The following is a 22,700-nucleotide window of genomic DNA, read 5'->3' as shown; positions in this document are numbered from 1 at the left end:
ATGATCAAGTACCTGACATCCTTCTTCACACGCACCCTGCTGGCGCTGGCCCTCGCCGGCGGTGCGAACACCGCGTTCGCCGGTCCGACGATCCACTTTACTGTCGACACGACGAGCCTGACGGGCACCGGCTATCTCGACCTGACGTTCGCGGCCCTGGCAGGCGCGGCGCCGGCAACGGCCACGCTGACCCATTTCACGGGCGCGTTCGGCGCCACCGCGCTGCCGACGGGCGACGTCGGCGGCGACATCGGCGCCGCGGTCACGCTCGGCAACGGGCAGACGTTCAACGAACTGCTGCAGGCGGTGACGTTCGGCGGCCTGTTCAGCTTCGACGCCGCGTTCGACATCGCGCCCGGCGGCACGATCGGCACCGGCTTCGGTATCGCCCTGGTGAACGCGGCGCTCGACAACTACGTGCCGGGCACGACGGGCAACGTCGCGTCGATCGACCTGATGCCGGGCGCACCGGCCACGGTCTGGGCCGACACTGCGTTCGTGACCGCCACGAAGGTACCGGAACCGGCCAGCCTGCCCCTGTTCGCGACGGGCTGCGTACTGGCCGCACTGGCACTGCGGCGCCGGAACCGGGGTCAGAGCCCGAATTTGGGAAATTGATCAAAACCGGGCTCTGACCCCGGTTTTTGGAAACAAAAAAGCCCGGACGGTTTCCCGCCCGGGCTTTTTTTACCATTGAACGCTTACGCTGCTTCGACGGCCACCGGCATCCGGATCAGGTAGTCGAACGCGGACAGCGCCGCCTTCGCACCCTCGCCCGCCGCGATGACGATCTGCTTGAACGGCGTCGTCGTCGCATCGCCCGCGGCGAACACGCCCGGGATGTTGGTGCGGCCGTGGGCGTCCACGACGATCTCGCCAAAGCGCGACAATTCCACCGTGCCCTTCAGGAACTCGGTGTTCGGCACCAGGCCGATCTGCACGAACACGCCCGCCAGCGGCACGTGGTGTTCCTCGCCGCTGATGCGGTCCTTGAACTTGATGCCGCCCACCTTGCTGCCGTCGCCGGTGATTTCCGTCGTCTGCGCGTTCACGTGGATCGTCACGTTCGACAGGCTCTCGACCTTGTTGACGAGCACGGCGTCCGCCTTCAGCTGCGACGCGAATTCGATCAGCGTCACATGCTCGACGATACCGGCCAGGTCGATCGCCGCTTCCACGCCCGAGTTGCCGCCGCCGATGACGGCCACGCGCTTGCCCTTGTACAGCGGGCCGTCACAGTGCGGGCAGTAGTTCACGCCGGCGTTCTTGTACGCCTGCTCGCCCGGCACGTTCACGTTCCTCCAGCGCGCACCAGTCGACAGGATCACGGTGCTCGACTTCAGCGAGCCGCCGTTCTCGAACTGCACCTCGACCAGTTCGCCGGGCGCCGACGGCGGGATGATTTTCGCCGCCGTCTGCTGCGTCATGATGTCGACGCCGTAGTGGCGCACCTGCGCTTCCAGCGCGGCCGAAAATTTCGGGCCGTCCGTTTCCAGCACGGAGATGTAGTTCTCGATCGACATCGTATCGTTCACCTGGCCGCCGAAGCGTTCCGTCGCGACGCCGGTGCGGATGCCTTTGCGGGCCGCGTACACGGCCGCTGCCGCACCCGACGGGCCGCCGCCGACGATCAGCACGTCGTACGGATCCTTCGCGTTCAGCCTGGCGGCGTCGCGGGCGCCGGCGCCCTTGTCCAGCTTGGCGACGATCTCTTCGATCAGCATGCGGCCCGAGCCGAACAGTTCGCCGTTCAGGAACACCATCGGCACGGCCATCACCTTGCGCGACTCGACTTCGGCCTGGAACGCGCCGCCTTCGATCACGGTCGTCTTCACCCGCGGGTTCAGGATCGCCATCAGCGACAGGGCCTGCACGACGTCCGGGCAGTTATGGCACGTCAGCGACATGTACATCTCGAATTCGTAGTCGCCGTCCAGCGCCTTGATCGCATCGATCGTCTCGGCCTCGACTTTCGGCGGATGGCCGCCCGTCCACAGCAGCGCCAGCACGAGCGACGTGAATTCGTGGCCCAGCGGCAGGCCGGCGAAGCGCAGGCTCATGTCGGTGCCGACACGCTTCAGGGTGAACGACGGCTTGCGGGCGTCGTTGCCGTCCGTGCGCAGCGTGATCTTGTCGGCGCGCAGTCCCTGGATCGTCTGCAGCAGGTCGAGCATTTGCTTCGACGTGTCGCTGTCGTCGAGCGAGGCGACGATCTCGAACGGTTGCTGGACGCGTTGCAGGTAGCCGGCGAGTTGGTTTTTCAGTTCTTGTTCGAGCATGATCGTATCCTTTTCTTCAGTCGTGTTCAGGCCGATGCGGTCCATCAAGGACGCATCCATCCAATCTAAATAGTGAATCTGGAAGGCAGATCGACTAGCGAGATCGCCTGTGTTTTCTGTGCGGGCCCGTTCCGGATGGGCTCGTGGGGAGGGGGTAGGCACCGGCCGCCCCTCGCGGCCGGTGCCTGGTACTACCAGGTGCTACTGTTGCGGTAACGCGCGTGGGCGGAGGCCGCCCACCCTACGATACTCAGATCTTGCCGACCAGGTCCAGCGACGGCTTCAGCGTCTCGGCGCCTTCGGTCCACTTGGCCGGGCAGACTTCGCCCGGGTGCGATGCGACGTACTGGGCTGCTTTCACTTTGCGCATCAGTTCCGACGCGTCGCGGCCGATGCCGTTGTCGTGCACTTCCATGACCTTGATCTGGCCTTCCGGATTGATCACGAAGGTGCCGCGCAGGGCCAGGCCTTCTTCCTCGATCATGACTTCGAAGTTACGCGACAGCAGGCCGGTCGGGTCGCCGATCAGCGGGTAGTTGACCTTCTTGATCGCGTCCGACGTGTCGTGCCACGCCTTGTGGGCGAAGTGGGTGTCGGTCGACACGCCGTAGACTTTGACGCCCATCTTTTCGAATTCCGGCTGGAAAGCAGCCAGGTCTTCCAGCTCGGTCGGGCAGACGAAGGTGAAGTCCGCCGGGTAGAACATCAGGACCGACCACGTGCCTTTGAAATCGGCTTCGGTCAGGTCGATGAACTTGCCTGCGTGGTAAGCGGTTGCTTTGAACGGCTTGATTTCGGTGTTGATGATGGACATTCAGTACTCCTCTTTCGGGGTTAAAAAAAGCTTAGGTGTGAACTATACCCTGTCACACCCTTCATGTGAAATTGATTGAACGGATTCTATCAATTGATTTTAGCTATCGTAGCGCGATAGCCGGTGCCTATCGGGAACATTGGCGACCAAAGGATCAGGCCGGCGCTGCCGCCGCTTGCAGCGCCGTCTCCATGCACGGCAGCGTGAGGCTGAACGTCGCCCCCTGCCCCGGCGTGCTCTCGACGGTCAACTGGCCGCCGTGCGAGACGGCCAGCTGACGCGAGATGTACAGGCCCAGGCCGAGGCCCTTCGGCTCGCCGCTTTTCGCGCCACGCTCGTACGGTTCGAAGATACGTTCGATATAGTCGGGCGCAATCCCCTTGCCGTGGTCGCGCACGGCGATACGGACGTTGCAGCCGCCGTCTTGCAGCTCTTCCTTATGCACGCTGACTTCCACTGCGCCGCCGCCACCGTAGCGCATCGCGTTGGTCAGCAGGTTGACGACGACCTGTTCGATGCGGAACTCGTCCCAGAACCCTTCGACCGGGTGATGCGGCGCCAGCACGACGTTGGCGCCGGCCGCCGCGGCCTGCAACGACAAATCGTTCACCACGCGTTCCAGCAGGGCCATCAGCTCGACCTTCGCCGGGCGGATCGACAAGGTGCCGCTCTTCATGCGCGAGACGTCGAGCATGTCGTCGATCAGGCGGATCATCGCCTTGATCTGGCGCTCGTCGCGCTTGATCATGTTGTTCATCTGGTCCGGATTGAACGCCGGCAAATTGCCCCGCTTCAGTTGCAGGCTGCGCATTTGGGTTTCCAGGAACAGCGTGTTGAGTGGCGTGCGCAGTTCGTGCGCGACGAGGGACATGAATTCGTCGCGCATGCGCAGCGAGCGCTGCAGCTCGGCCTGCGTCGCGTTCAGCTCGCCCAGCAGCACCTCCTGCTCGCGCCGCGCCGCCTCCAGCGCTTCCATCTGGCGCTGCATTTCGCGCCGCTGCTGGTCCAGCGTGACGAACACGTGCACCTTGCTGCGCACGGCGTCCGGGTCCAGCGGTTTATAGAGAAAATCGACGGCGCCCGTCTCATAGCCCTTGAATGCATAGTTCAGCTCGCGGCCGGCGGCGGACACGAACACGATCGGGATGTTGCGGGTGCGCGAGGTGGAGCGCATCAGCTCGGCGAGTTCGAAGCCGTCCATGCCGGGCATCTGCACGTCGAGGATGGCCAGCGCGAAATCGTGTTCGAGCATCAGGGACAGGGCTTCCTCGCCGGACTGGGCCTGGAACACGAGGCGCTGCTCGTCGCGGATCAGCGCGTCGAGGGCGCGCAGGTTTTCCGGCAGGTCGTCGACGATCAGTAATTTACTGGGGTCGTGTGCGCTCATGGTTCATTCATCTCCAACATGGGCAACAAGGCGTGGATGCGCGCCAGAGGCAATATCAGGTTCGGTTTGCAGCGGTTGATGGCGGTCACGGGCATCGTGGGCACCTGGGCGTCGGCGGGATCCTGCACGACGGTGAAGCCGCCGCGCGCGCGGATGCGGGCCATGCCGTCGGCGCCGTCGTGGTTCGCGCCCGTGAGCAGGATGCCGGCCAGGGCCGGACCGTAGGCGTCCGCGCTGGACTCCATCAGCACGTCGATCGCGGGCCGCGCGAAGTGCACGGGCGGCTCGCAACTGATCGAAAACGTGCGGTCGCGTTCGACGGACAGATGGTAGCCCGGTCCGGCGAAGTACACGGTGCCGGGCACGATCTCTTCCTTGTCGGCCGCTTCCTTCACGCGCACCGGCAGGCGCTCGTCGAACAGCTCGGCCAGGCGGCTTGCGCGGTCGCCTGGCATGTGCAGGATGCAGAACACGGGCAAGGTATAGCCGGCCGGAATGGCGGGCAGCAGCGCGACGAGCGCATCCACGCCGCCGGCCGAGCCGCCGATCACGACGGCTTCGAAGCGCCGTCCGCGCAGCGCGGCGCGCATTGCGCCCTCCTGCGGAATGGGGTCGACGGCGGAACTCATGACGCCACCTTGCGGAACACCCGTTCCCGCTTCGCGAGCGCTTCGAATTGCTGGGCGTACGTGGAAAAGTCGATGCTTTCCTTGCTGCCGAGGCCGAGGAAGCCGCGGTGGCACAGCGATTCGTGGAACAGGCCCAGCACCCGGTTCTGCAGGCGCCGGTTAAAGTAGATCATCACGTTGCGGCAGCTGATGAAGTGCGTCTCCGCGAACACGCTGTCCGTGGCGAGGCTGTGGTCCGCGAACGTGACGTTCTCGACGAGCGCGCGGTCGAACAGCGCCCCGCCGTACGCGGCCGTGTAGTAATCGGAAAACGCGCGCGTGCCGCCCGCCTTCTGGTAATTTTCCGTGTACACGCGCATCTTATCCAGCGGCATCACGCCGCGTCGTGCCGCTTCCAGCGACTCCGGATTGATGTCGGTCGCGTACATCTGCGTGCGCTCCAGCAGGCCCTCCTCGTGCAGCAGGATCGCGAGCGAAACCACTTCCTCGCCCGTGCTGCAGCCGGCCACCCACACGTTCAGCGACGGGTACGTCTTCAGGAACGGCACGACGAGCCGGCGTACAGCCAGATAATAATCCGGGTCGCGGAACATTTCCGTCACCGGGATGGTCAAAAACTGCAATAGCTGCGCGAACGCGGCGGAGTCGTGCATGACGCGCGCCTGCAAAGCCGAGATCGTTTCGCATTCCATTGCGCGCAGCGCGGCGAGCACGCGGCGCTTTTGCGAGGCGCCGGTGTAGTCGCGGAAATCGTAGTTGTACTTGAGGTAGACAGCCTCGACCAGCATCCGCAACTCGATGTCGTCGCTCGGCAGGCTGTGCATCGTCTTTTTCAAATGCGCTCCAGCGTCGGCATCCACACGCGCAGCAGCGAGTACAGCCGGGTCAGGTCGATCGGCTTGGCGAGATAGTCATTGGCGCCGGCGGCCAGGCATTGTTCCTGGTCGTCCTTCATTGCCTTCGCCGTGATCGCAATGATCGGGAGGCGCGCGAAGCGCTTGTCCTGACGGATGCGGCGCGTCGCTTCCAGTCCGTCCATGCCCGGCATCATCACGTCCATCAGGACCAGGTCGATCGACTCATGTTCATCGAGCTTGGCAATGGCTTCATACCCATTGCGGCCCACCTCCACCCTGGCGCCGCGTTGTTCCAGGGCGCTGGTCAACGCGAACACATTGCGCACGTCATCGTCCACGAGCAGGATCGTGCGGCCTTCGAACACGCGGTCGCGTCCGCGCACCGTCTTGAGCATCGACTGGCGTTCCGACGACAGTTCCGATTCCACCTTGTGCAAGAACAGCGTGACCTCGTCCAGCAGGCGCTCCGGCGAGCGCGCACCCTTGATGATAATCGAGCGCGAATATTTCAGCAGTTCCGCTTCCTCGTCGCGCGTCAAATTGCGTCCCGTGTACACGATGACGGGCGGGAACGAACACAGTTCTTCCAGAGACATACGCTTGAGCAATTCGTTACCCTGCATGTCCGGCAGCTTCAAGTCGATGATCATGCAATCGAACGTCTGCGTGCGCAACAGGTCCAGCGCATCCGTGCCGGACCCGACGGCCGCGATCTCGACGTCCGTATCGGAAATCAATTGCACGACGCTGTCGCGCTGGCGTTCGTCGTCTTCCACGAGCAGCACGCGTTTCATTTCCTGCGACGACTTGTCCTTCAGCTTGCGGAACACGTCTTCCAGCTGCTCGCGCGACGTCGGTTTCAGTGCATAGCCGATCGCGCCCAGGTGCAGCGCCTCGCCGCCGTTCTCCTGGCTCGAGACGACGTGGACGGGGATGTGGCGCGTGCCCGGATTGTCCTTCAGCTGTTGCAGCACGGACAGGCCGGAGCCGTCCGGCAGGCGGATGTCGAGCAGGATCGCGTCGGGACTCTCGTTCGTCGCCAGTTCCAGGCCTTCCTGCGCCGTCAGCGCGACGAGGCAGCGGAATTCCATGTCGTGCGCGAGGCCGTACAGGATACGTGCGAATTCCGGCTCGTCCTCGATCACGAGCACGGTGCGCACGCCGGCGGCGGGCTGGGCGCGGTCGTCGGCGAACGCCGGCAACGCCAGGCCCTGCGCGGGTGCCACCGGCTCAGGTTCCGGCAAGGGTGCCCGCACGGGCGGCTGCGCCGGCGGGAGCACGGGCGGCGTCGCGGCGACGGTGCCGTTGCGCGGCAGGCTCAGGACGAATGTACTGCCTTCGCCCGGCGCGCTCGTGAGCGTCAGGGTGCCGCCCAGCAAGGCGGTCAGGTCGCGCGAGATGGACAGGCCCAAGCCGGTGCCGCCGTACTTGCGGGCGGTGGAGCCGTCGGCCTGGTGGAACGCGTCGAAGATTTTATCCTGCTGCTCGGGCGCGATGCCGATGCCGGAATCCTGCACGGTGAACTGGATCCAGCCATCCGTGTTGGCGCTCACGGTGAGATGCACCTTGCCCTTGTCCGTGAACTTGACGGCGTTCGACAGCAGGTTCTTGAGGATCTGTTCCAGGCGCTGGCGGTCCGTGTGGATGCTGATCGGCACGTCCGGCTCGACCGTCAGGCTGAAGTCCAGGTGCTTCTGGCGCGCCAGCGGTTCGAACACGCGGGCCAGGCCCTCGATGACGCGGCGCAGCGGCAAGTCTTCCGGCACGAGCTCCAGCTTGCCGGCCTCGACCTTCGAGATGTCGAGGATGTCGTTGATCAGGTTCAGCAGATCATTGCCCGCCGAATAAATCGTCTGGGCGAAGCGCACCTGCTCGTCGTTCAAATTGCCCGCCGCATTGTCGGCCAGCAGTTTCGCCAGGATCAGCGACGAGTTCAGCGGCGTGCGCAGTTCGTGCGACATGTTCGCGAGGAACTCGGACTTGTAGCGGCTCGCGCGCTCCAGCTCCAGCGCCCGCTCGCGCAACTGCTCCTGGGCCTGCACCAGCGCGCTGTTCTTGGTGTCGAGGTTGGCGGCCTGCTCGGCCAGCTGTTCGTTCGTCTGCTCCAGCTCGGCCTGCTGGTTTTCCAGCGCCGACTGCGATTCCTCCAGCGCGCGCGACTGCTCTTCCAGCTCTTCGTTCGCCGTGCGCAGTTCTTCCTGCTGCACCTGCAGTTCCTCGTTCAGGGCCTGCTGCTCTTCCAGCGCGGCCTGCAGGCGCTGGCGGTGCAGCACGTTGGCGACGGCGGCGCCGACCGACGCGGCGATCGTCTCCATGAACTGGACGTCGCGCTCGCGCACGGGGTGCAGGAAGCCGATCTCGATGACGCCCTTGATCTTGCCGAAGTTCGACACGGGCGCGATCAGGAGTTCGCGCGGCGCCGTCTCGCCCAGCGCCGAGCCGACCTTGATGTAGTCCGGCGGCAGGTCGCGCAAGGTGACGATGCGGTTCTGGTCGGCGGCCTGCGCGGCCAGCGACTCGGTCGGATGCACGATGCGCGCGCGGTCCGTGTCCGCATGCGCGAACCCGTAGGCGCCGATGCGGGTCAACGTACCGTCATCGGCGCGCACGTACATCGCGGCCACGACGCCGTTCAGGTAGTTCGCCACATAGTTCAACACGGCGTCGGCCAGCGTTTCCAGGCTGATGATGCCCGTCGTCTTCCCGACCAGTTCCGTCTGGCCCGAGCGCAGCCACGCCTGTTGCGTCAGCTGGGTATTGTGGTCTTCCTCGTGCTGCAGGATGTCGCCGTACGATTTGGACAGCGCCTGCAGGTCGCGCCGGCCGAACACGGCGAGCAGGCCGGCGACGATCAGGCTGAACGCGAGGAAGGCGGCGACGGACCACGCGATCACGGAACGCGACGTGGCGTTCCGTTCCTGCAGGATGCGTTGTTCTTCCAGGATGAAATCGAGGAACTCGCGCCGGACCTGGTCGGTCAGGATCTTGCCGCGGCCGGCCTTGATGTTCTGGATGATCTCGACGAAGTCGCTCTTCTTGCCGCGCAGGCCGATCATCTCTTCGGCGAACGCCTGCCATTGGAGCTGCGCCGCGCGCACCCGCTCGATGCGGTCGAGCTGCGCCCGGTTGTCGTCGACGAGCCGCTCGAGGTTCTTCAGCTCGGCATCCATGCGCGGCTTGGCCGTCAGGTAAGGCGCCAGGAAATCGTCGTCGCCGGACAGCACGTAGCCGCGCATGCCGGCCTCCATGTCGGACGACAGGCGGCTGACCTCGTTGGCGCGGCCGATCACGTGCTCGGAATGCTCGACCCAGCTCAGGACATTGATGAGGTAGGCGATGATACCGACGAAGACGAGCGCGCTGAGCACGCCCATGCCCAGCGGCATGGCGACGTTGCGCGACAGGATCCGGCGGAATTGGTCACTATCGATACTCGAACCGGGCATGCTGTGTGGTTACTCTTGTGAAAAAAAATATCCCAAGTGTAACGCAAGCGAAGAAACGGAGGCGTTCGCTTGAGCGTGACTTTTTGTCAAGTCGACGGCGTTGCGGCGTATTTACGGCAGGGATCGCCGAAGATACGGGGCGGTGCGGCTGCCCTTCGCCCGCGCGACTTGCGCCGGCGGCCCTTCCGCCACCACCTTGCCGCCTGCCTCGCCCGCGCCGGGACCGATGTCGATCACCCAGTCGCAGGCAGCCACCACGCGCATCGTGTGCTCGACCATGATGACGGTGTTGCCCGCATCGACGAGACGGTCGAGCTGGGCCAGCAGGCGGTCGGCGTCGAGCGGGTGCAGGCCCGTCGTCGGCTCGTCCAGGACGTACAGCGTCCCGCCGCGGCCGGCGCGCTGCAGCTCCGTCGCCAGCTTGATGCGCTGCGCCTCGCCGCCCGAGAGCTCCGTCGCGCTCTGCCCCAGCCGCAGATAACCGAGCCCCACCTCGCGCAGCACGGAGAGCGGCCGCGCGACGGCTTCCTCGTCCGCGAAGAACGCATGCGCCTCGTCGACCGTCATGCCCAGCACGTCCGCGACGTTGCGGTCGTTGTAGCGGATCGCCAGCGTGTCGGCGTTGTAGCGTGCGCCGCCGCACGTGGGACAAGGCGCGTACACGCTCGGCAGGAACAGCAGCTCGACCATCACGAAGCCCTCGCCCGCGCAATGTTCGCAGCGGCCCTTGGCCACGTTGAACGAGAACCGGCCGGCGTCGTAGCGGCGCTTCTTCGCGGCCGGCGTCGCCGCGAACAGTTTTCTCACCTGGTCGAACAGGCCCGTGTACGTGGCGAGGTTCGACCGGGGCGTGCGGCCGATCGGCCTCTGGTCCACGCGCACGAGGCGACGGATGCCGTGCATGGGCCCCCCCGCGATGTGGCCCACGGTCGGGATGTCGGCCTCGCGCTCCAGGTCCATGCCCTCCTCCGTCCCGTCGTCGGCCCCGCCTCGTCCTTGCCCCTCTCCCAGCGCCGCGCCGACGAGATCGACGAGCACCTGGCTCACGAGCGTCGACTTGCCGGAGCCGGAGACGCCCGTCACGCCCGTCATCACGCCGAGCGGGAAGCGGACGGCGAGATCGTGCAGGTTGTTGCGCGTGACGCCTTCCAGCCGCAGCCACCCGGCCGGCTCGCGCGGGGTCCGTGCCGGCGCGCGCACGGCGTCCTGCGCATCCGTGAACAGATAGCGCCGCGTGTGCGAGCCCTTCACGTCGCGCAGGCCATCGGGCGGGCCGCTATAGAGAACCTGCCCGCCTTGCTCGCCCGCTTGCGGGCCGACGTCGACGATCCAGTCCGCGTGCCGGATCACGTCCAGCGCGTGCTCGACGACGAACAGCGAGTTGCCGGCCGCCTTCAGGCGCGCGAGCGCGTCCAGCAGCGCTTCCGTGTCGGCCGGATGCAGGCCGGCCGACGGCTCGTCCAGCACGTACACGACGCCGAACAGGTTCGAGCGCACCTGCGTGGCAAGGCGCAGGCGCTGCAATTCTCCCGGCGACAGGGTCGGCGTGCTGCGTTCCAGCGCGAGGTAGCCCAGGCCAAGCGCGAGCATCGTGTCGAGCCGCGCGCACAGGTCCGCGGCGATGCGCTGCGTGACGATCAGCTGCTCCGGATGCTTATCGGCGCGCCTGGGTGCCGTGCCGTCCGCGTAAGGACGCAGCATCTGCGCCAGGCGTTCCAGCGGGACGCGCGACAAGGTCATGATGTCCATGCCGGCAAACGTCACGGACAAGGCTTCCTGGCGCAGGCGGCGGCCCTGGCACAGCGGGCATTCCGTGCTGACCATGTAGCGCGCCACGCGCTTCTTCATCGACGCGCTTTCCGTGTTCGCGAACGTCTGCAGCACGTAGCGGCGCGCGCCGCTGAACGTGCCCTGGTAGCTGGGCGTCTCCTTGCGCTTGAGGGCGCGGCGCGTTTCCTCCGGCGTCAGGCCCGCGTACACGGGCACGGTGGGCGTCTCGTCCGTGAACAGGATCCAGTCGCGGTCCTTCCTGGGCAGGTCGCGCCACGGCGTGTCGACGTCGTAGCCCATGGTGACGAGGATGTCGCGCAGGTTCTGCCCGTGCCACGCGGGCGGCCACGCGGCGACGGCGCGCTCGCGGATGGTCAGGCTGTCGTCCGGCACCATCGACGCTTCCGTCGCGTCGTACACGCGCCCAAGTCCCGAGCATTGCGGACACGCGCCTTCCGCCGTGTTGGGCGAGAACGATTCGGCGTACAGCAGCTCCTGGCCGGGCGGATAATCGCCGGCACGCGAGTACAGCATGCGCAGTGAGTTCGACAATGTGGAGACGCTGCCGACCGAGGACCGCGTCGTCGGCGTGCCGCGCTGCTGCTGCAGGGCGACGGCGGGCGGCAGGCCGTCGATGTCGTCCACTTCCGGCACCGGCATCTGGTGGAACAGCCGGCGCGCGTAGGGCGAGACGGATTCCAGGTAGCGCCGCTGCGCTTCCGCATAGAGGGTCCCGAATGCGAGGGACGACTTGCCCGAGCCGGACACGCCCGTGAACACGACGAGCGCGTCGCGCGGGATGTCGAGGTCGACGTTCTTCAGATTGTGCTCGCGCGCGCCGCGCACGCGCACGTAGCCTGTCTTCGTTAATGGGTCGCGCATGCCTCATTCAAGCACATGCGAACACGGCAGTCCGTGCGCTGGCCCACGATCACGGAATCAGCATCCGCGCCCGCAACTCGGCAAACAGGTCGTAGAACGAATCCTCGGTCGACTGCCACGCGGCAAAGCCGAGCCGGCGGCTGTTCGCCATGTCCGTCATCACTTCGATGGGACGGCCGAGGTCGAGGTCCGTGTGCCACGGCGACACGAGCCGGTTCAGGTCCGCCTCGACGAGCTTGTGGCGCGTGGCGATCTCGCGCCAGACGGCGTGGTCGTTGGCCATCTCGGCCTCCAGCGGCCGGATCTCGCCCTCGAAACCGGCCGCCTGCACGCCGAACCATGCGGCGAGCCGGCGCCACAGCCAGCTCCAGCGGAAGTAGTCGCCGTTCGTGATGTTGAAGGCCTCGTTGCGCGCGGCGTCGTGGTCGGCGGCCCAGCGCAACTGCCGCGCGAGCATGCGCGCATCCGTCACGTCGGACAGGCCTTCCCACTGCGCCTGCGAACCGGGGAAGCGGAACGGCCGGCCCGTCGCCTTGCAGATCGACGCGTACACGGCCAGGGTCGTGCCCAGGTTCATCGCATTGCCGACCGCCATGCCGATGACCGTGTGGGGCCGGTGCACGGTCCACGTGAAGCGGTCGCGGGCGGCCGCCGCAACCACCTCGTCTTCTTGCGCGTAATAAAAATTGTCGAGGGGCAGGCGCGGCTGCGATTCGCGCAGCGGCGTGTCGGGCAAGGTGCCGGCACTGGCGTACGCCTCGAACGGGCCGAGGTAATGCTTAAGGCCCGTCACCAGCGCCACGTGGCGCAGCGTCTTGCGCGAGCCGAGCGCATCGAGCAGGTTGCGCACGAGCGCGGCGTTGACGCGGATGTTTTCCGCTTCGCTGTCCTGGCGCATCCATGTCGTGATGAAGACGTGCGTCGGGCCACCGTCGCCAAATGCCGTGGCGAGCGCTGCGCCGAGCCGTTCCGGATCCATCAGGTCGGCCGGCACGGGGATCAGGCCCGGCAGGTCGGCGGGCGGGCGGCGCGCGAGGCCGTACACGGTCCAGCCGTGGGCCAGCAGTTCCCGTGCCGTGGCATGGCCGCCGATCCCGCTGGCGCCCACGACGAGTGCGCTTCTTGTCATGCCGCTTCTCCTTGTCGATGGCAACCACCATTTTTGCCTGCTTCAGGAAAGCGCGTCGCGCCGTTGGCCACAATCTATCTGACTGAACCCGGCTCATGATATTTCCACGCGGAAATAATAGATGATAGAATGCCTAGGCTTGCAAGGTTTTCCGGAAGTTCGCATGTCGGTAAAAAAAGTCGATCCTGATATCCCCAACCGTTTCAACTATGTTGTCTGTCTCGACATCATCGTGCTCGCCTGTATCCTGGTCGTCGCCGGCCGTCCGGACGGCCTCGCGATCACGCTCAGCGCGATCATCATTGCGACGGGCGCGGTGTGCTACCGGTGTTCGGTTGGGGTGAAGTCCTATATGTCCGGCAAGCCCGCCAGGGCGCAGGCGGATCCTGGAGAGCTGGATCGCAGCCTCAGCCCTCCCACGCCGAGCGCGCCGGCGGAAAGCCTCACCGTTGCCCGCGGCAAATCGACGTCGTGGCTGCGCGAAGCTGACTAGGGCGTGTCTGACTGACCTCAGAGCAGCCATAAAACAATTGTCGCCACAAGCACGGCGGTGAAGAAGTTATGGCCGCGTTTATCGTATCGCGTTGCGACGGCGCGGAAGTCTTTTAATCGGTTGATGGCGCGCTCGACGACGTTACGCCCCTTGTACGCTTCAGCGTCGAAGCGCGGTGGCGATCCGCCCCGACGCCCTTTGCGCAGCCGGTTTTTCTGTGCATCGAGTCGTTCCGGGCAGACGCAGCGAATTCCCCGCTGCTGGATCTCTCGCCGATAATGACGCGCGCCATATGCCCGGTCGACACGTAGGCACGTCGGGCGTTTGCGCGGACGCCCTCGTCCCGATCGGGGCACGGAGATGGCATCAAGGACGGTGCCGATGTTCGCCGCGTCGCTGCATTGCCCGGCTGTGACTACGAAAGATAAAGGCAAGCCATGCCCGTCTACGCAGAGATGGATTTTGCTGGTGAGGCCACCACGCGAATGTCCCAGCCACTCGTCAGTTACATCCCCCTTTTTTCTGACGAAGGAAGCGTCTTCCGGGCGCCGGCCGCACTTCGTTGCGCCTTCACATGGGTCGCGTCAAGCGCAGCGCCATCCCAGTCGATGCGGCCAGACGCATCCGCTGCCGCTTGCATGATCTTGAGAAGGCGGTGCCATGTACCGTTGCGCGACCAGCGCACAAACCTGTCGTAGCAGGTCTGCCAGGGACCGTAGCGAGGCGGAATGTCGCGCCAGGGCGCGCCAGTTCGCAATCGCCACAAGATCCCGTTGATCACATGTCGATGCCCGACATACGCATGACCGTGACGTGGATTGGGCGGCAAATGTGGCTCCAGCTGCCGCCATTGCTGTTCAGTTAGATCAGTTCGGCTCATCGCCATCTGACCAACCAAACAAAATTTCGTTCACTCAGTCAGACAGACCCTAGTCGGCCCTGAAGGAAGGACTGAACTCCAGCGCTTCGCACATCCCGTCGATTCCCGCGCCCGGCTCGAATCGGCGGGTGACCGCCCGCGTCCGTTCGTCGAGACCGGACACGGCCAGCAGGCCGCCCAGCGCGCGCACGAGCCGCCGTTCGTCCAGCCGCCCCGCCGGCAGGCTCGCGCCGACGCCGAGCGCCGTCACGCGCGCGCCATTGTCGAACTGGTCGTGCGCCAGCGGCACGACGAGCTGCGGCGTCCCCGCGCGCAGCGCCTCCGCCGTCGTGCCGATACCGCCGTGGTGGACGAGCGCCGCCGCCTGCGGCAGCAGGGCCCGCAGCGGCACGTAGTCCTGCCACAGCATCGTGGGCGGCAGGTCGGCCGGCACCTGGTCGCGGTGCGGCGTGAGGAACACGGCGCGCCGGCCCAGGCGCGTGGCGGCCGCACACGCATGGCGGAAGTACGCGGTCGCCTGCGTGTTGCCGGTACCGTGCGTGAACACCAGCGGGGCCGGGCCGGCCTGCAGGAACGCTTGCAAGTCGGCGGCGAGCGTCGCATCCGCATTCGGATCGAACAAGGGAAAATCGCCGCGCACCAGCGGTTGCGGCCAGTCGGGCTGCGTGGGCGCGAACCAGTCGGGGAACAGCGTCAGCGACAGGTCGGGCACGGACGCGATCCAGTCCATCAGCGACGGCACCGGTGTCAAGCCGTGCGCCGTGCGCGCCGCGTTCACGTCCGCCAGCGCGACGGGATCGATGAAGCGCCGGCCCACCCAGCGCCAGAACGCGCGGCGTGCGGCCAGCGGCACCCACGCCGGCACGCGCCACGGGCCCACCAGCAGCGGATCATGCACCGTCATCAGGTTCGCCGGCGCGAGGTAGGCGGCCGCGACCTTCACACCGGGATGCACCGCGCGGCACAGGTCTGCTTCCGGCAGCGCGAGCGGATGCACGAGCAGCGTGCAGGATTCATGCTGCGGCAGCGCCGCGACGAAGGGCACGATGCGCGCCATCGCGGGCCGCGTCGCGCGCCACACGACGCCGAAGCCGCGCGTCGGGTGCCACAGGTCGGGATCGCGCAGCACCGCCTCGTCGGCGGGCAGGCCCGTGAACGGCAGGCCGGTCGGGCGCACCCACGGGCCGTGCTGCTCGGGCGCGAGGAAGCTCACGCGGTGGCCGCGGGCACGCAGCGCGAGCGCCAGCGCGAGGAACGGGAACAGATCGCCGGCCGAGCCGATCGTGACGACGACGTAGTGTTGAGGTTCGATGCGGAGCTCCTGCTAGAATATGAGTTCGTTTATCAGGAGATTCTACCCATGCGCCTGTAATGCCCGCCGTTCGCAACGCGACGGCCTCGAAACCTTCCGGCTTTCCTTGGCATTCAGGAGTTCCTCATGGCGCATCCCTATCTCGCGGCCCTGCACGGGGTCGACATCGTCCTGCCCGACGGGCGCATTCTCTTCACGAACCTGCACGAGTCGTTTCAAGCGGAGACGGTCGGCCTGATCGGCCATAACGGCAGCGGCAAGTCCACGCTGGGGCGCGTGCTCGCGGGCGACCTCGAACCCGCCGCCGGCCGCATCGAGCGCCCGGGACGCATCCGCTACGTGGCCCAGCAGACCGGGGCCACGTCCGCACGGTCCCTGGCCGAAGTCGCCGGCCTCGACGCCCCGCTGGCCGCGCTGCGCCGCCTGGCTGCAGGCGATGCACGCGACGAGGACTTCGACCTCGTCGGCGACCGCTGGGACCTGGAAGCGCGCTGGGAGGCGATGCTGGACGGCGCCGGTCTCGATGCGCGTCTCGCACCGCAAGCCTTGTCCGGCGGCCAGCACACGCTGCTCACGCTGATCGGCGCCTTTTGCTCGGACGCCGACCTGCTCGTGCTGGACGAACCGGGCAACCACCTCGATGCAGGCAACCGCGCGTTCCTGCTCGACCGGATGCGCGCATGGCGCCAGTCCGGCCGCGGCCTGCTGCTCATCAGCCACGACCGCGACCTGCTGGAGCACGTCGAGCGCACGCTGGAAGTCCACGCGGGCGGGCTGCGGCGCCATGGCGGTGGATGGTCGCTCGTGGCGGAGCAACGCGAGGCGGAACTGGCCGCCGTCGGCGCCCGGCTGGAACGCGCCCGCACCGAGCGGCGCCAGGGCGAGCAGAAAATGCGCGACCAGGCCGAGCGCGCCGCGCGCAAGAGCGCCCGCGGCGCGCGCGCGAAGGCGGACGGCGGCATGCCGAAGATCGTGCTGAACGCCCTGCCCCAGCGCGCCGAACAGACGGACGGCGCCCGCGCCGAGCGCCACGCGCGCGCGCGGCAGGCGTTACAGGATGGCGTGGCCGGCGCGTTCGCGACCTTCGATGCGCTGCACCAGCAGCCGGCCTTTCCGCAGCTGGACGTCGACATCCCGCCCAGCCAGACTGCGCTCGCGTTCGACGCGCTCGTCGCGCGCCACGGTCCCCGTCAGCCGCTGGACTGGCGCGTGCAGGGCGCGGCGCGCATCGCGCTTGCGGGGCCGAACGGCTGCGGCAAATCGACGCTGCTGCGCACGATCGCCGGAGAGATCGCCCCGCTGTCCGGCAGCGTGCACGGGCTGCCCGGCGTGCTGCTGGACCAGCACCTGGCCATGCTCGATCCGGCACGCAGCCTGCTGGATCATTTCCCCACCTCGCACGACGCAGGCCGCCTGCGCCAGATGCTCGCGCTCGCGGGGCTGGGCCCGGACCGCATCCTGCGGCCCAGCGGCGAGCTGAGCGGCGGCGAACGCATGCGCGGCGCGCTGCTGCTGGCCGTACTGCGCGAGCCGTCACCGAAGCTATTGATGCTGGACGAGCCGACCAACCACCTCGACCTCGCGAGCGTGGAGGCGCTGGAAGCGATGCTGGGGTCGTGGCCTGGGGCGCTCGTCGTCGTATCGCACGACGGGCGCTTGCTGGAGAAGCTGGCGCTCACCCACCGGCTCGAGTGGACGGCGGGTGGGTGGATCGCTGGCGATGCGGCTGAAAACGTTGTCGATAAATAACTGATCTTCTGGCAATATTATGTCAATACATTTGCAAGGAGAAGGACATGCGGTCAAGGTGGAGCATCGCGTTGCTCATGGGCGTCGCCGTGCAAATCTGCGCGCCCGCGTGGGCGCAGGGTACGCCGCCACCGGTCGACGCTTTTTTCGGCAATAACGCGTTTGGCGGGGCCCAATTGTCGCCCAGCGGGCGCTACCTGGCGATGCGCACGAATCGCGAAGGCCTCCGCGATTTCCTTGCCGTGATGGACCTGGAAACGAAGGACGCCAAGGCGGTCGTGTCCTTCGCCGATCTCGACGTTGACCAATTCCGTTGGGTGAATGACAACAGGCTCGTGTTCGATGTGCGCGATGCGGAATACGCCAGCGCCGACCAGGACGGTGCGCCCGGCCTGTTCGCCGTCGACCGTGATGGCAGCAACTACCGCCAGCTGGCACAGCGTACCGTCCGCCAACCCTCGCCGCAGCCGTGGAACACGTTCCTCCTCTCCCAGGCCGGCAGCCAGGATTCGGAATGGATCTACGTGGCGCGTCCCATGTACGACAAAAACGACAAGTACTTCGGTACCCGGCTGCGCCGCCTCAACACATTGACCGGCAACGCCGAGGTCGGTCCCGAACCGGATGTGGAAGTCAGCGCCTTCATGCTCGATGCCAAAGGTGCGCCGCGACTGGCCATGCTGTACGGCGACATCAAGACCGTCATGCACTATCGCGATCCGGCGACGGGGAAGTGGCGCGAGGTGGCCAGCTTCGACACCTATCGCGGCACCCGGGATGCGATCACGCCGCTCGGCTTCGGTCCCGATGGCACGCTGTACGTCGTGGCCAACGCCGGAGAGGACACGGCATCGCTGCGCACTTTCGATTTCGCCACCGGTACGGTGAACAAGGAGCCGGTCGTCGTCACGCGTGGCTATGACTTCGACGGCAGCCTGCTCGGCAACAGCAAGCTGCTGGGCGTGCGCCTGACCACCGATGCCGAGGCCGACGTCTGGTTCGATCCGGCGATGACGGCGCTCCAGGCGGCAGTGGACAAGGCCCTGCCCGGTGCGATCAACATGATCGACGCTCCGGCCAGGTCCACCGTGCCTTGGGTACTCGTAAAATCCTATTCCGACCGCCAGCCGCTGCGCTACCTCCTGTACCACACGCAATCCGGGACGCTCGAACTGGTCGGCAATACCTATCCGAAGATCGATCCCGCGCGCATGGGGCGGCAGGAACCTGTCCGGTACAAGGCGCGCGACGGCCTCGAGATCCCCGGACTGCTGACGCTGCCGCCCGGCGGCACGCGCAAGAACCTGCCGATGGTGGTGCTGGTGCACGGCGGGCCCTGGATCCGCGGCGCCAGCTGGGGCTGGAATCCCGAGTCGCAATTCCTCGCGTCGCGCGGCTATGCCGTGCTGGAGGTGGAGTTTCGTGGCAGCACCGGTTTCGGCATGCGTCATTTCGAGGCCGGCCTGAAGCAATGGGGCCTGGCCATGCAGAACGACATCGCCGACGGCACGCGCTGGGCCATCGACCAGGGGATCGCCGACCCCAAGCGGATCTGCATCGCGGGTGCCAGCTACGGCGGCTATGCGACGCTGATGGGACTCGTCAACGACCCCGGCCTCTACCGTTGCGGCATCGATTGGATCGGGGTGACCGACATCGAACTGATGTACACCGGCACCTGGTTTTCCAAGCCGGACTATCCCGAGGGATACCTGCGCTACGGCATGCCATTCCTGATCGGCGACCCGGTCAAGGATGCCGAACAGTTGAAGGCAACCTCGCCGATCCAGCAGGCATCACGCATTCACCAGCCCTTGCTGCTGGCCTATGGCGACGAAGACAAGCGCGTACCTCTGTATCATGGCAAAAAATTCTATGCCGCCGTCAAACGGAGCAACGAGCAGGTCGAATGGGTGACGTACGCCGGCGAAGGTCATGGCTGGTCGCTGGCGAAGAACCGGATCGATTTCTGGCAACGCGTCGAGCGCTTCCTCGACCGGCATATCGGACCCGGCCGGCGGTAAACGGCGCAGGTCCGGCGCTTACAGGAACCGGTCGAGAATCTTCCGGCTCCCCTTGTCGACGGCGAACATGTCGCGGATGAGGAAGTGGATGCCATGGCTGTCCGCGATCAGCAGCGAATACGTGCCCAGCCGGCGGATGTCTTCCTCGCCCTTGAGCACGAACTCGGTGTCGCCGCGGTCGGTTTTCACGGTCCACGTACACGGCGTGGCATAGCTGGACACGCCCTTGATCGACAAAATCTCGGGCATGAATTCGCGGCCATCGAGTTCTTCCGTCACGAGCGCGCGGATGTCGGCCGGCATCGTGTCGAGGTCGTCGATCCACGCGACTTCCTTGCCGCCGTCGCGCACGAGCGAGATGCCCTTCGAGGGCGCCTGCACGGGGAATGAGCGCACGGGCGTGACGCCCACGAATTCCTCGCCCTCGGCATTCGTCAGGACCAGCTTCCCGAACGGGTCACGCTTCAGTTGAAAAGTTGCATTCATCGTTCAGTCGTCCTTGCTGCCGTCGTCGTCCGGATCCTGGTCCACGTTGCGCGCCTGCGCTTCGTACAGGCGGTAATACGCACCTTCGCGGGCCATCAGTTCGTCGTGGTTGCCTTCTTCCACCACCTGGCCGCGGTCCAGCACGACGAGGCGGTCGGCGCGGTGCAAGGTGGACAGGCGGTGCGCGATCGCGATCGTCGTGCGACCCTGCACCAGATTGTCCAGCGCCTTCTGGATTTCCTTTTCCGTTTCCGAGTCGACCGAGGACGTCGCTTCGTCCATGATCAGGATCGGCGGGTCGATCAGCAGCGCGCGGGCGATCGAGATGCGCTGGCGCTCGCCGCCGGACAGGCCCTGGCCCCGCTCCCCGACCATCGAGTCGTACCCCTGCGGCAGGCGCAGGATGAATTCGTGGGCGTGCGCGGCGCGGGCGGCGGCGATGATCTCTTCGCGCGTCGCATCCGGCTTGCCGTAGGCGATGTTGTCCGCGATGGTGCCGAAGAACAGGAATGGCTCCTGCAGCACGAGGCCGATGTGGCGGCGGTAGTCCGCGACGGCGAAGCTGCGGATGTCGCGACCGTCCAGCAGGATCGCGCCTTCCGCCACGTCGTAGAAGCGGCAGATCAGGTTGACCAGGGTGCTCTTGCCCGAGCCGGAGTGGCCCACGAGGCCCACCATCTCGCCGGCCTTGATGTTCAGCGAGATGCCGCGGTTGACGGCGCGGTTGCCGTAGCGGAAGCCCACTTCGCGCAGCGCGATGTTGCCCTCGACCTTGTCCAGTTTCACCGGGTTGACGGGCTCGGGAACGCTCGACACGTGGTCGAGGATGTCGAAGATGCGCTTCGCGGCCGACGCGGATTTCTGCGTGACGGACACGATGCGGCTCATCGAATCGAGGCGGACGTAGAAGCGGCCGCTGTACGCGATGAACGCCGACAGCACGCCGACGGTGATCTCCTGCTGGCTCACCTGCCAGATGCCGAAGCACCAGATGATGAGCAGGCCCAGTTCCGTCAGCAGCGACACGGTCGGCGAGAACAGCGACCACACCTTGTTCAATTTGTCGTTGACGGCCAGGTTGTGTTTATTGGCATCGCGGAAACGCGACGCCTCGCGATGCTCCTGCGCGAACGCCTTCACGACGCGGATGCCGGGGATGGTGTCGGCCAGCACGTTCGTGACCTCGCCCCACACGCGGTCGATCTTTTCGAAGCCGGTACGCAGCTTGTCGCGGACGACGTGGATCATCCACGCGATGAACGGCAGCGGCACGAGCGTGATCAGGGCGAGCTTGGCATTGATGCTGAACAGGATCACGCCCGTCATGATGATCATGAGGACGTCGGACAGGAAGTCCAGCAGGTGCAGCGACAGGAACACGCAGATGCGGTCCGAGCCGCTGCCGATGCGCGACATGAGGTCGCCCGTGCGCTTGCCTCCGAAGAATTCCAGCGACAATCTCAGCAGGTGTTCATAGGTTTCGGAACGCATGTCGGCGCCCATCCGCTCGGACACGAGGGCGAGGATGTAGGTGCGGCCCCAGCCCAGCGCCCAGGCCAGCATGCTCGATGCGAACAGGCCGCCCATGTACATGTAGACGAGGTGCGTGTCGATGTGCTTGCCGTTCTGGTACGGGATCAGCACGTTGTCCATCAGCGGCATCGTCAGATACGGCGGAATCATGTGTGCGCCGGTACTTGCCAACATGAGCAAGAATCCGAGGAGCAACTGCCCCTTGTAAGGCCGGGCGAAGCGCCACAGGCGGAACAGGGTCCAGGTCGACGGCGGCGTATGCAGCACCTTGGTGCAGATCGGGCAGTCTTCCTGGTCCGGTTCCAGCGGTGCCTTGCAACTCGGGCAAGTATGTTGCTCGGGCGATTGCACGGCGACGCCGCTGACGTGGCTTTCGACCTGGTCCTGGAACTGGTCCACGACGCGGATGGCTTGCAGATTCTGGCCCAAGGTAAAGCGCCAGGCCGCCAGCAGGCCGTTCTGGTCGACGAGTTCGAGGTGGCCGACGCCCGCATGGTCGTGGTGGCGCATTGTCAAACCGGCACGATACGGCCAGTCGCGCCATATCGTGTCGCCGGGTGCGCGGGTCAGCAGGCGATAATTCGTGACGACAAGAATACCTTTGGTGAAACGTAATTTCGCATCGAGGTCAACCTCGACGCTGTTTAAAACGTTTTCCCCTGGCGCAAGCTTCTTCGCGACGTCCGCCTGCCAGTGCTCAGGCAGGAAACCGGCGGTCAACGCCTGCGGACCGGAGGGAATAAGTTGTTGAGTTGTCATGTGATGCCGCCGGCAAAGGCGAGTTTTGGTTCTGATCTGTACGATGGAACGTTGAGGGCGGTGTTGCCGTTGACACGCGCACCTTCCGAAACGCGGCGCTTCGGCGTGTACGGTATTCTATCGGAGGGGCCAGAGTGGCAGAAATCGGTTCGGCACGGTAAGCTTCGTTCCGGCAAGTATACAACATGTGCATTATGGAAAGAGAGGAAGACGGGGCCGCGATCCGGCAGCGTCTTTGGCCATCGATGTGCAAACTTAGGCAATGCCACGC

General features: G+C 65.9%; 16 protein-coding genes. 4 read left to right on the top strand and 12 right to left on the bottom strand.

All coding sequences use genetic code 11. The features are described 5' to 3' along the window. Positions 1–618: an NF038129 family PEP-CTERM protein gene (locus ACEN98_RS09495; RefSeq protein ID WP_413383781.1), complete on the top strand. Its 618-nt coding sequence runs from the start codon at positions 1–3 to the stop codon at positions 616–618. Positions 619–701: 83 nt separating this feature from the next. On the opposite strand, the gene ahpF is transcribed toward ACEN98_RS09495, so the two are convergent. The 8 genes from ahpF to ACEN98_RS09455 form a co-directional block, all read right to left on the bottom strand. Beyond that, positions 702–2,279, bottom strand: coding sequence for an alkyl hydroperoxide reductase subunit F (gene ahpF / locus ACEN98_RS09490; RefSeq protein WP_413383779.1), 1,578 nt, complete (start codon positions 2,277–2,279; stop codon positions 702–704). 250 nt (positions 2,280–2,529) lie between these two features. Then, positions 2,530–3,093, bottom strand: coding sequence for an alkyl hydroperoxide reductase subunit C (gene ahpC, locus ACEN98_RS09485; RefSeq protein WP_056136676.1), 564 nt, complete (start codon positions 3,091–3,093; stop codon positions 2,530–2,532). Positions 3,094–3,247: 154 nt separating this feature from the next. Beyond that, a complete protein-coding gene (locus tag ACEN98_RS09480; RefSeq protein WP_413383777.1) occupies positions 3,248–4,480 on the bottom strand; it encodes an ATP-binding protein in 1,233 nt (410 codons plus the stop codon). Then, positions 4,477–5,109, bottom strand: a complete 633-nt coding sequence (locus tag ACEN98_RS09475; protein WP_413383775.1) for a chemotaxis protein CheB — start codon at positions 5,107–5,109, stop codon at positions 4,477–4,479. The genes ACEN98_RS09480 and ACEN98_RS09475 overlap by 4 nt, the downstream gene beginning before the upstream one ends. Next, positions 5,106–5,933: a CheR family methyltransferase gene (locus tag ACEN98_RS09470; protein ID WP_413385969.1), complete on the bottom strand. Its 828-nt coding sequence runs from the start codon at positions 5,931–5,933 to the stop codon at positions 5,106–5,108. Before ACEN98_RS09470 ends, ACEN98_RS09475 begins: the two co-directional genes overlap by 4 nt. Positions 5,934–5,941: 8 nt before the next feature. Further along, positions 5,942–9,412 (bottom strand): response regulator, encoded by a 3,471-nt coding sequence (locus ACEN98_RS09465; RefSeq protein ID WP_413383773.1) that lies wholly within the window; start codon positions 9,410–9,412, stop codon positions 5,942–5,944. Between the two features lie 111 nt (positions 9,413–9,523). Further along, positions 9,524–12,064, bottom strand: coding sequence for an excinuclease ABC subunit A (locus ACEN98_RS09460; protein ID WP_413383770.1), 2,541 nt, complete (start codon positions 12,062–12,064; stop codon positions 9,524–9,526). Positions 12,065–12,113: 49 nt separating this feature from the next. Then, positions 12,114–13,193: an SDR family oxidoreductase gene (locus ACEN98_RS09455; protein WP_413383768.1), complete on the bottom strand. Its 1,080-nt coding sequence runs from the start codon at positions 13,191–13,193 to the stop codon at positions 12,114–12,116. Positions 13,194–13,356: 163 nt separating this feature from the next. On the opposite strand from ACEN98_RS09455, the gene ACEN98_RS09450 reads away from it, so the two are divergent. Further along, positions 13,357–13,686, top strand: a complete 330-nt coding sequence (locus ACEN98_RS09450) for a hypothetical protein (protein WP_413383766.1) — start codon at positions 13,357–13,359, stop codon at positions 13,684–13,686. A gap of 17 nt (positions 13,687–13,703) precedes the next feature. Here the strand turns inward: ACEN98_RS09450 and ACEN98_RS09445 are convergent. Then, positions 13,704–14,566 (bottom strand): IS5 family transposase gene (locus ACEN98_RS09445; protein WP_413381855.1). Its coding sequence is split into 2 segments (ribosomal slippage): positions 13,704–14,224 and positions 14,224–14,566, totalling 864 coding nucleotides; the frame shifts between segments, so codons are not numbered across the junction. A 49-nt stretch (positions 14,567–14,615) separates the two neighbouring features. Then, positions 14,616–15,848 carry a nucleotide disphospho-sugar-binding domain-containing protein gene (locus ACEN98_RS09440; RefSeq protein WP_413385968.1) on the bottom strand — a complete coding sequence of 411 codons (1,233 nt, stop codon included), beginning with the start codon at positions 15,846–15,848 and terminating at the stop codon, positions 14,616–14,618. 156 nt (positions 15,849–16,004) lie between these two features. Between ACEN98_RS09440 and ACEN98_RS09435 the strand changes: the two genes are divergently transcribed. Further along, positions 16,005–17,627 carry an ABC-F family ATP-binding cassette domain-containing protein gene (locus ACEN98_RS09435; RefSeq protein ID WP_413383764.1) on the top strand — a complete coding sequence of 541 codons (1,623 nt, stop codon included), beginning with the start codon at positions 16,005–16,007 and terminating at the stop codon, positions 17,625–17,627. Positions 17,628–17,674: 47 nt separating this feature from the next. Further along, positions 17,675–19,651 (top strand): prolyl oligopeptidase family serine peptidase, encoded by a 1,977-nt coding sequence (locus ACEN98_RS09430; RefSeq protein ID WP_413383762.1) that lies wholly within the window; start codon positions 17,675–17,677, stop codon positions 19,649–19,651. An 18-nt stretch (positions 19,652–19,669) separates the two neighbouring features. Here ACEN98_RS09430 and ACEN98_RS09425 read toward each other — a convergent pair whose 3' ends face one another. After that, positions 19,670–20,137, bottom strand: a complete 468-nt coding sequence (locus ACEN98_RS09425) for a DUF1854 domain-containing protein (protein ID WP_413383760.1) — start codon at positions 20,135–20,137, stop codon at positions 19,670–19,672. Between the two features lie 3 nt (positions 20,138–20,140). Continuing rightward, positions 20,141–22,429 (bottom strand): ABC transporter ATP-binding protein, encoded by a 2,289-nt coding sequence (locus ACEN98_RS09420; protein WP_413383758.1) that lies wholly within the window; start codon positions 22,427–22,429, stop codon positions 20,141–20,143. Between the last annotated feature and the right edge of the window lie 271 nt (positions 22,430–22,700).

The sequence above is a fragment of the Massilia sp. CT11-137 genome (genome assembly GCF_047302885.1).
Lineage (GTDB): Bacteria > Pseudomonadota > Gammaproteobacteria > Burkholderiales > Burkholderiaceae_D > Telluria > Telluria orientalis.
The sequence above is the reverse complement of the archived record's forward strand: the minus strand, read 5'-3'. Positions and strand labels throughout refer to the sequence as shown.

Coding starts and splice junctions, on each gene's coding strand:
- ACEN98_RS09495 (WP_413383781.1), top strand. CDS start 1: ATGATCAAGTACCTGACATCCTTCTTCACACGCACCCTGCTGGCGCTG.
- ahpC (WP_056136676.1), bottom strand. CDS start 3,093: ATGTCCATCATCAACACCGAAATCAAGCCGTTCAAAGCAACCGCTTAC.
- ACEN98_RS09425 (WP_413383760.1), bottom strand. CDS start 20,137: ATGAATGCAACTTTTCAACTGAAGCGTGACCCGTTCGGGAAGCTGGTC.
- ACEN98_RS09450 (WP_413383766.1), top strand. CDS start 13,357: ATGTCGGTAAAAAAAGTCGATCCTGATATCCCCAACCGTTTCAACTAT.
- ACEN98_RS09460 (WP_413383770.1), bottom strand. CDS start 12,064: ATGCGCGACCCATTAACGAAGACAGGCTACGTGCGCGTGCGCGGCGCG.
- ACEN98_RS09420 (WP_413383758.1), bottom strand. CDS start 22,429: ATGACAACTCAACAACTTATTCCCTCCGGTCCGCAGGCGTTGACCGCC.
- ACEN98_RS09470 (WP_413385969.1), bottom strand. CDS start 5,933: ATGCACAGCCTGCCGAGCGACGACATCGAGTTGCGGATGCTGGTCGAG.
- ACEN98_RS09455 (WP_413383768.1), bottom strand. CDS start 13,193: ATGACAAGAAGCGCACTCGTCGTGGGCGCCAGCGGGATCGGCGGCCAT.
- ACEN98_RS09435 (WP_413383764.1), top strand. CDS start 16,005: ATGGCGCATCCCTATCTCGCGGCCCTGCACGGGGTCGACATCGTCCTG.
- ahpF (WP_413383779.1), bottom strand. CDS start 2,279: ATGCTCGAACAAGAACTGAAAAACCAACTCGCCGGCTACCTGCAACGC.
- ACEN98_RS09475 (WP_413383775.1), bottom strand. CDS start 5,109: ATGAGTTCCGCCGTCGACCCCATTCCGCAGGAGGGCGCAATGCGCGCC.
- ACEN98_RS09430 (WP_413383762.1), top strand. CDS start 17,675: ATGCGGTCAAGGTGGAGCATCGCGTTGCTCATGGGCGTCGCCGTGCAA.
- ACEN98_RS09480 (WP_413383777.1), bottom strand. CDS start 4,480: ATGAGCGCACACGACCCCAGTAAATTACTGATCGTCGACGACCTGCCG.
- ACEN98_RS09465 (WP_413383773.1), bottom strand. CDS start 9,412: ATGCCCGGTTCGAGTATCGATAGTGACCAATTCCGCCGGATCCTGTCG.